Raw genomic sequence first — 8,143 nt, forward strand, 5'->3', positions numbered from 1 at the left:
GATCGCAGCCGGGCCCCGTCAGGACGTCTTCACCAGCTGCAGCGCGCCCCTTTGGAGCGGCGCGGGTGACGGCGCCGCGCTGCGCGTCTGATTGCGGCCGCCGGTCTTGGCCTCGTAGAGGGCGCCGTCCGCCAAGCGGTACAGGTCCGGCGGGGGCGCGCTCCGGTCGCCGCTCGGCCGCGCGGCGGCGAGCCCGATGCTCACCGTCACGACGCCTGCCCCGAGCCCGGCCGACGGGATTGGGAGCTTCGCCACCTCGGCATGGATCGTGTCGGCGACGCGCCGGGCGCCCGCCTCGTCGGTTTCGGGCAGGAGCACGGCGAACTCCTCGCCGCCGATGCGGCTGGCGAGATCCTGCGGGCGGTGCACGCTCGCCGACAGACTGCGCGCCAGGCCCTGCAGGACCGCATCGCCCACCGGGTGCCCGTATTGGTCGTTGAAGCGCTTGAAATGGTCCGCATCCACGATGAGCAGCGACAGGGGATGGCCGTCGCGCCGGGCCGCGTCCAGAGCCCGCTGGTACATGTCCTCGAAGCAGCGGCGGTTCGGCAGGCCGGTCAGGGCGTCGGTGCGCGACAAAGCGGCCATCTCGGCCCGCATCGCCTCGCGGCGGCGCAGCTCCCGCCCGAACAGGAGCGACAGCGCGATCGTGAGGCCGCACAGCGCCAGCACGATGCCGCCGATGATCGTCGCCTTCGCGGCCCAGTCCGCCTCCACGTCCTTCGTGGACAGGGCGACGTTCAGGATCAGCGGCAGGGTCCCGATCCGCGTGAATTTGTAGCTCCGCTCGACGCCGTCGCGCACGGAGGTGCTGACGAAACTGCCCCGCCCCTCCCGCAGGAACCGCCTGAAGGTCGGCGCCTGCGCGATGTTCGCCCCGAGATCGGCCTCCACGTAGGGATAGCGCATGATGCGGGTGCCGTCGGTCAGGTACAGGTTGATGGCCCCGCCCGGCCCGAGGTCGATCTCGCTGAACAGGTGCGTGAAGTAGGACAGCTTCACGGTGCCCAGAACCACGCCGCCGAAGCTGCCGTCGGGCCTGTCGATGCGGCGGCTGAACGGCAGCATCCGCTCGCCGTCGAGCCGCGACACGATCGGGCGCCCGACATGGAGGCCGAGCCCGGCGCTCGCCTGGTGAACCTGGAAGTACTCGCGATCCGCGTAGTTGCCCTTGCGGGGCGGGACGGCCGCGATGTCCGCGACGACATCGCCCTCCTCGTTCAGGATCAGCATCACGCCCATGTCGCGGGCGGTCGCGGCGCGGTCGAACAGGATGAGCTGGCGCAGCCGCGGATCGGCCTCGGTCAGGCCCGGCACCTTCAGGTTGTCGACGGCCGCGCGGATCGAGAGATCGTACATCTCGATGTTGCGCACGATGTCGCGCTCGAGAACCTGGAGGAGGTTCCGGCTGGTCTGGTCCGCGCTGTCCCAGGCGTCCCGGCGCAGATCGGCCAGCATCAGGCCGGACGTCACCACCATGCCCAACGGGGCCAGGACCCCGAGCGCGATCCAGGTGCGGGCCGATCTGAGCCAGGAACCGGCGCGCCGCAACACGTTCATCGGCCCCACACAGGCGTCGTTTTCGTTGCCGGGTACTGACATGGCGCGCCTTAACCGCGGCTTTCGCACCCGAGCGGCCGAGCCATCACGGGCGAATTATGGGGATGACGGTCCACTTGTGATGGACGGCGCTGACCGGGCCGTCCGTGGGCCGGCCTCCGCCTCGGCGTGCGGGAAGCGCAGCTCGACATGGCAGCCGCCGCCCGCCGCGTCGCGGATCGCCACGGGGGCGCCGTGCAGGTCGGCGATCGCCGCCACGAGGCTCAGGCCCAGGCCGTGGCCGGGCGTCTGGCGCGCCGCCTCCGCGCGATAGAAGCGGTGGAACACCTGGCTGCGTTCCCCCGGTGGCAGCCCCGGGCCGGTATCGGCGACGGTCACGACGATCGCGGCCTCGGTCCGCTGCAATCCCACCGCGACGCGGCCGCCGGGCGGCGTGAATTTCAGGGCGTTGTCGAGGAGATTCGAGAGGGCCTCGAAGCACAGGTCGCGGTCGCCGTGGACGGGGTGCGGCCCGTCCGGCGCCGCGAGCGCGAGGTCGATGTCCTTCTCCTCGGCGAGCGGCGCGTGGAACTCGACCGCCACGGCCGCCACCTCGCCGAGATCGACCCGCGTGAACGCGCCGCGCCGCCGCCCGTCCTCCATCTCGCCGATCCGCAGGACGGCGGTGACCATGGCGAGCGTCTGGTCGATCCACACGAGCCCCTGGTCGATCGCCTCGTGGAACTCCGCGACGGTCCGGGCCTGGGACCGGGTGCGCTCGAGCCGGGCGCGCAGGCGGGTGAGCGGCGTGCGCAGGTCGTGGGCGACGGCGTCGCCGACGCTGCGGACCTCGCCCATGAGGTGCTCGATCTCGTCGAGCATCCGGTTCACGGTCCGGGTCAGCCGGTCGAACTCGTCGTCGCCCGGGCCGACCGGCAGGCGCTTGCCCAGGTCGCCGCGCATCACCTCGGCCACGGCGGCCTCGGTGGCGGCCAGGCGGCGGCGCGCGCGGCTCGTGAGCAGCAGGCCGCCCAGGGCCGAGAGTGCCAGCGTCGGCACCAGCCCGAGGCCGAGGGCGCGCAGGATCGTGGCCTTCACGCGGTCGATCTCGTCGGTGTCGTGGGCGATCACCACGGTGCTGCCGTCGGCGAGCGCCAGCGCGGCCGCCCAGATCTCGTCCTGGAGGCTGCGACCGGCGAGATCGACCGTCGCGCTCACCCGGTACGCGTCGCCGTCGCGCGCCAGACGGGCCGGCAACGCCCCGAGATTGCCGGCCCGGCGCGTCCCGTCCGGCGCGAACAGGCCGCCGTAATGCGTGGCGTGGACATCCATCGCGATCCACGTATCGACCCGGGTCGCCGCGACGCCAGGGTCGGCCGCGGCCGCCCGGACCTCCAGCCGGAGCGTTTCGGCGAGTTCCTCCCGCAGGTAGTCGGCCGTTTGCCAGTAGACGAAGGCGAACATCGCCAGGGCGAGCAGGAGCGACCACAGGGCGATGCCGAGCGCCCAGCGGATCGCGGTGGAGCGGAACAGGTCCGCCGAGCGGAGCCGATCAACCATCGGGCGTCAGCGTGAAGCCGGTGCCGCGCACGCTGTGGATCAGGGGCGGCTCTCCCCCCGCCTCCAGCTTCCGGCGCAGGCGCCCGACATGGACGTCGATCAGGTTGGACTTGGGCGTGAACCGGTAGTTCCAGACCTCCTCGAACAGCATCGCCCGGGTCACGATCTGGCCGGGGCGGCGCATGAGATACTCCAGGAGCTTGAGTTCGCGCGGCAGCAACTCCAGGTCGCGGGCGCCGCGCCGGCCCGTGCCGGCGATCAGGTCGATCGCGAGGTTGCCCACGTGCAGGACGGTCTCGCGGCTGTCGACCGGCCGCCGCAGCAGCGCCTCGATGCGTGCGGCGAGTTCGGCCAGCGCGAAGGGCTTGGCGAGGTAGTCGTCCCCGCCGGCGCGCAGGCCCCGGATCCGCTCGTCGACGTCGCCCAGGGCGCTCAGGACCAGCGCCGGCGTCCGATCCCCGTCGCGGCGCAGATCCTGGAGGACGCTCAGGCCGTCCCGGCCGGGGAGCATCCGGTCGAGGATGATCGCGCCCCAGCCGCCGTCCCGGGCCGCCCGGGCTCCGTCCGGACCGGTCGCGGTCCAGACGACCTCGTGGCCGCGCCCGCGCAGGTCGTCGAGCACGTCCCCGGCCGTCTCCGCATCATCCTCGATCAGCAGCAGCTTCGCCACGCGCGGCCCCCGCCCCGGTTCCACGCCCCGGCGCAGGCGCGGCTGTTTCCCGGTCCCGGACCCTTGTGCCGGACTTCGCGGCGCAAATCGCCCCGCGACCGTCCGCATGAACCCGAATTTAATGGCACCGCATCGCGTTGGCCCTCTTTATTGGAATGACTCTAGCCCGTACCCGCCCGCCCCTCGGCCGCCGGACGGTGCGCTTCCGGATTCCCTCGATGCGGACTTGGTCTCGCCTTCCCTGCCCGTCCCGCCGCTTCGCGCCCGATCCGTGGACGTCGGTGCATGCCTAGGAAGCGGCGCCCGCGGCGCCTGATCAACCGCTACGCGGCGAGCCGCCTGTACGATGTCGAGACCCGGGCCTACGTCACCCTCGATCACCTCAAGGATCTGCGCAGCGCGGGCTACGAGGTCGTGGTCCGTGAGGTCGAGACCGGGCGCTTCGTGACCGAGGACGTGCTCAAGCCGGGCCTCGACGCGTGAGGCGGCCGGTCGAGTCGGCTGCGGCGCTCGGCGCCGGGCGATGGGGAGGCCTGCGGTGGATCGGATGGCGCTGACCATGGACGCCTCCGACGCCGCGCGGGAGGCCGAGACCGACGCGCAGGCGCCGCATCCGGATGTGGGGCCGACCGCGGCGGCCGCTCCGGAGGTCCGGCCCGGGAAGGCCCGGCGCGGCGGCGCACGCCTGGCCTGGCTCGCCCTGATCCTCGCCGCGCTCCTGGGCGCCGGCTGGATCTCGCGCGACGCGCTGCGCGACCGGCTCGGCTTTGGGCCTGCCCAAACCGGGGACGACGCCTCGATGACGGCCTCGTCCGCCGCGAAGACGGAGGACGCGTCGGCACAATCGGACTTCGTCACCCTCGACGCGGCCGGCCAGAAGCGGTCCGGCCTCGCCTTCGGGACGGCCGAGACGCGCCGGATCGTCCTGCCGGTGCGCGCCCCCGGCACCGTCGCCTTCGACGAGCGGCGCGTGACGCATCTGAAGCCGCGCACGCAGGGGCGGGTCCTGAGCCTCGCGGTCCAGCCCGGCGACCGTGTCGCGGCCGGCCAGACCCTGGCGACCCTCGACGCCGCCGGGATCCTGGACGCGCGCAACGGCCTCCAGGCCGCCCAGGCGACCCTGGGCGAGGCGCAGGCGTCCGAGCGGGCCGCGGAGATACAGCTCAAGCGCGGCCAGGAGCAGCTCAAGTTCGGCGGCGTCGCCCAGGCCGAGGTCGAGCGGCGGCAGGTCGATCTCGCCAAGGCGCGCGCGGCGGTCCAGTCCGCCCAGGCCAATGCCGACATGTACCGGGCGCAGTATCAGCGCCTCGCCCCCGCGGAGGGCGCCGCGCCCGGCACCAGCGCGGTCGTCACCCCGATCGCCGGGGTCGTGACGCAGGTCGGCGTGACCCTCGGCGAGGTCGTCGACACCGCCCGCGACGCGTTCACGGTGGCCGATCCGGCCCGCGTCGTCGTGCTGGCCAATCTCTACGGTCCCGACATCACCCGGGTGAAGGCCGGGGACGCGGCCACGGTGGACAGCCCGATCCCCGGCCAGCCGCCCTTCGAGGGCCGGGTGCGCTCCATCAACGCCGCCCTCGATCCGGCGACCAACACCGCGCCCGCGCGGCTCGAACTCGACAATCCCGAGGACCTGCTGCGCGCCAACATGTTCGTGTCGGTCACGGTGGCCGCCGATCTCGGCCGGTCGGGCGTCACCGTCCCGGCCGCCGCGATCCAGCAGACCGAGGCGGGCCCGATCGCCTTCGTGCGCGTCGCCCCCGACCGCTTCGAACGGCGCGTCCTGACCCTCGGGATCCAGCGGGCGGACTGGGTCGAGGTGACACGCGGCGTCGCGGCCGGAGAGAGCGTCGCGACGGCGGGCAGCTTCGGCCTCAAGGCGATCCTCATGCGCAGCCTGCTCGGCTCCACGGATTGAGCACCGCGATGAAGACCTGGTTCGCCCTGATGGTGCGCCGCCGGTTCCTGGTCCTGGTGGTGGCGCTCGCGGCCGCCGCGGGCGGGATCGCCAACCTCGAGGGCCTCTCCATCGACGCGGTGCCGGACATCTCGCCCCGGCAGGTGATGGTCCTGACCCTGTCGCCGGGGCTCGGCCCCCTGGAGGTCGAGCGTCTCGTCACCTTCCCGGTGGAGAATGCCATGGCGGGCGCGCCGGGCCTCGCCAATGTGCGCTCCACGTCCCGGGCCGGGGTCTCGGCGGTCTACGCGACCTTCGACGAATCCGTATCGGTGACCGAGGCCCGGGCCGAGGTGTTCCAGCGCCTGCCGCAGGCCAAGAGCCTGATGCCGGCCGGCGTCGGAGACCCGCAGATGGGCCCGATGGCGACGGGCCTGGGCGAGATCTACCAGTTCGAGCTGCGCGGGCCGGCCTACACGCCGATGCAGCTCAAGCGCATCCTGCAATGGACGATTGCCCCGAAGCTCAAGCTGACGCCGGGCATCGCCGATGTGAACATCTACGGCGGCCAGATGCCGACCTACGAGGCCCGCATCTCCGCCGATGCCCTGCGCCGTTACGGGGTCACCCTCGCCCAGGTCTACACGGCGCTCGCCGACAACAATGCCGCGCGCGGCGGCGCCTATCTGGAGCACAACGATCAGCAGGAGGTGATCCGCGGCCTCGGCCTCGCCAAGGGCCCGCAGGACATCGCCGACGTCGTGGTGGCGACCGGCCCCGGCGGCGTCCCGGTCACGCTCGCGACGCTCGGAACCGTGCAGGAGGCGCCCAAGGTCCGGCTCGGCGCCGTCACCCACGACGCCGCGGGCGAGACGGTCGTGGGCATCGCCCTCATGCGCTACGGCGAGAATGCCAGCGCGGTGGTCGAGCGGGTCAAGAAGACCATCGACGACCTGCGCCCGCAACTGCCGCCCGGGGTGGCGATCGTCCCCTATTACGACCGCAGCGCCCTCGTGGATCGCACGATCCATACGGTCGCGCACAACCTCCTTGAGGGGGCGGTGCTGGTGATCGTGGTCCTGCTGCTGCTGCTGGGCAACCTGCGGGCCGGCCTGATCGTCGCCGTCGCGATCCCGCTCGCGATGCTGATGGCGTTCGCCGGCATGCGCCTGCTCGGCCTGTCGGGCAACCTGATGAGCCTCGGCGCCATCGATTTCGGTCTGATCGTCGACGGCGCCGTGGTGATGATCGAGAACGTGCTGCGCGCGCGCGGGGAGCATCCGGACCGGCCGGCCACCGAGGTGGTCCGGGACGCCACCGCCGCCGTGGCGCGGCCGGTGATCTTCGCGGTGGCGATCATCATCCTCGTCTACGTGCCGATCCTCGCGCTGCAGGGCGTGGCCGGCAAGATGTTCGTGCCGATGGCGCTGACCGTGATCCTCGCGCTCGCCGGCGCTCTGGTCGTCACCCTCACGCTGATGCCGGCCCTGGCCGCCCTCTTCCTTGCCGGTCGCGGCATCGGCGAGCGCGAGACGCGCCTCGTTCGGGGGATGCGCGCCGCCTACAGGCCGCTGCTGCGCGGCGCCGAGCGGCACGTGGTCCTGACCGTCGGGGTGGCGCTCGCGCTCTTCGCCGGCTCCTGCGTGCTGGCCACGCGCCTCGGCGGCGAGTTCCTGCCGAAGCTGTCGGAGGGCGCGATCGTCGTCACCTCGGAGAAGCTGCCGGGCATCGCCCTCGACGCGTCGCTGGCCACGGTCGGCCGGATCGAGCGGGTCCTGAAATCCTTCCCCGAGGTGAAGCGGGTGGTCTCCCTCACCGGCAGCGCCGAGATCCCCACCGACCCGATGGGCGTCGAATCGACCGACAGCTTCATCACCCTCGCCGACCCCGCCACCTGGACCACCGCGGCGACGCAGGACGGCCTCGTGGCCGCCTTCGACACGCGGCTGAAGGAGGAGGTGCCCGGTGTCGCCTACAGCTTCTCGCAGCCGATCCAGATGCGCATGGACGACCTGCTGGAGGGCGTGCGCGGCGACGTCGCGATCAGCCTGTACGGCGACGACCTCAAGGTCCTGAAGGACACGGCCGATGCCATCGTGCGGACGGTGTCGGGGGTCGAGGGCGCGGCGGACGTGAAGGCCGAGGCGCAGGCCGGCATGCCGGCGCTCTCGATCCAGGTCGACCGGGCCCGGGCCGCCCGTTACGGCATCACCGTGTCCGACGTGCTCGACGTCGTCGAGAGCATCGGCGGCCGCACCGCCGGCATGGTCTACGGGGACGACAACTCGATCACCGACATCGTGGTGCGCCTGGATCCCGCCGACCGCGGCGACATCGAGCGCATCCGTGCCCTGCCGGTCGGCCGCTCCGGCCAGGATGCGGGTCGAGAGGCCGGCAGCCGGATGATGGTGCCGCTGGCGATGGTCCCCAGCGTGGAGGTCGCGACGGGACCGGCGCAGATCAGCGGGGAGCGGCTG

At 72.6% G+C, this 8,143-nt stretch carries 6 protein-coding genes; 3 read left to right on the forward strand and 3 right to left on the reverse strand.

What is annotated here, in order from left to right; translation table 11 throughout:
- Positions 1-18: 18 nt before the first annotated feature.
- From I53_RS09675 to I53_RS09685, 3 genes are all read right to left on the reverse strand, one after another.
- The gene (locus I53_RS09675) at positions 19-1,560 is read right to left on the reverse strand and encodes a sensor domain-containing diguanylate cyclase (RefSeq protein WP_043349765.1); all 1,542 of its coding nucleotides are present in this window, start codon (positions 1,558-1,560) and stop codon (positions 19-21) included.
- A 96-nt stretch (positions 1,561-1,656) separates the two neighbouring features.
- Positions 1,657-3,099, reverse strand: coding sequence for an ATP-binding protein (locus I53_RS09680; protein ID WP_051044747.1), 1,443 nt, complete (start codon positions 3,097-3,099; stop codon positions 1,657-1,659).
- The gene (locus I53_RS09685; RefSeq protein ID WP_043349768.1) at positions 3,092-3,769 is read right to left on the reverse strand and encodes a response regulator transcription factor; all 678 of its coding nucleotides are present in this window, start codon (positions 3,767-3,769) and stop codon (positions 3,092-3,094) included. Before I53_RS09685 ends, I53_RS09680 begins: the two co-directional genes overlap by 8 nt.
- 285 nt (positions 3,770-4,054) lie before the next feature.
- On the opposite strand from I53_RS09685, the gene I53_RS09690 reads away from it, so the two are divergent.
- From I53_RS09690 to I53_RS09700, 3 genes are all read left to right on the forward strand, one after another.
- Positions 4,055-4,252 carry a polyhydroxyalkanoate synthesis regulator DNA-binding domain-containing protein gene (locus tag I53_RS09690; RefSeq protein WP_043349771.1) on the forward strand — a complete coding sequence of 66 codons (198 nt, stop codon included), beginning with the start codon at positions 4,055-4,057 and terminating at the stop codon, positions 4,250-4,252.
- Between the two features lie 76 nt (positions 4,253-4,328).
- Positions 4,329-5,687, forward strand: a complete 1,359-nt coding sequence (locus I53_RS09695; protein ID WP_251982270.1) for an efflux RND transporter periplasmic adaptor subunit — start codon at positions 4,329-4,331, stop codon at positions 5,685-5,687.
- 8 nt (positions 5,688-5,695) lie between these two features.
- A partial coding sequence (locus I53_RS09700) for a CusA/CzcA family heavy metal efflux RND transporter (RefSeq protein ID WP_043349773.1) occupies positions 5,696-8,143 on the forward strand: 2,448 nt, incomplete at its 3' end.

The organism is Methylobacterium sp. B1 (assembly GCF_000333255.1).
Taxonomy (GTDB): domain Bacteria; phylum Pseudomonadota; class Alphaproteobacteria; order Rhizobiales; family Beijerinckiaceae; genus Methylobacterium; species Methylobacterium fujisawaense.